Here is a 399-nt window from a genome sequence, read left to right as displayed (position 1 = left end):
GCGCAGGCCACTGTTCGCCCCGAGAAATTCGTGCCCGATGGCATGCCGCTTTATGCCGGCGCAACGCTGGAACTGCGTGCGGAAGTGAATGTTCTGGGGGATGAAGTGAAACTGAAAAATGTTTGCCGCTGGGCAGATTCAGATAAGGCGGCATTTGAAGCCGTCGCCGATTTGGTGTTGATTCGTCTACCCAAAGCATCACCCTTTCGCACGCTGACGATGCGCGAGCTTCGTGAGACGCTGACCGAGGCGGGTCTGAACATGGCGGTGCTTCGACTGGCGGGCGCTACGACATGCACGGTCGCACGAACCGATGTGAAGTACGACGAAAAGACGGCATTGGATCAATGGATCGCCGCCCGCGAAACCGGACAAGCCAAACCTGCCTTGATCGAAGCC

The 399-nt window shown here is 57.9% G+C and carries 1 protein-coding gene; it reads left to right on the top strand.

The window, feature by feature from the left end; all coding sequences use genetic code 11:
- Window positions 1-30: 30 nt before the first annotated feature.
- Window positions 31-399, top strand: a 369-nt coding sequence (locus HV824_RS36660; protein WP_176425372.1) for a hypothetical protein, incomplete at its 3' end; no start/stop codon positions are given.

This window comes from Myxococcus sp. AM009, from assembly GCF_013372605.1.
GTDB classification, from domain to species: Bacteria; Myxococcota; Myxococcia; order Myxococcales; family Myxococcaceae; genus Myxococcus; species Myxococcus vastator.
The sequence above is the reverse complement of the archived record's forward strand: the minus strand, read 5'-3'. Positions and strand labels throughout refer to the sequence as shown.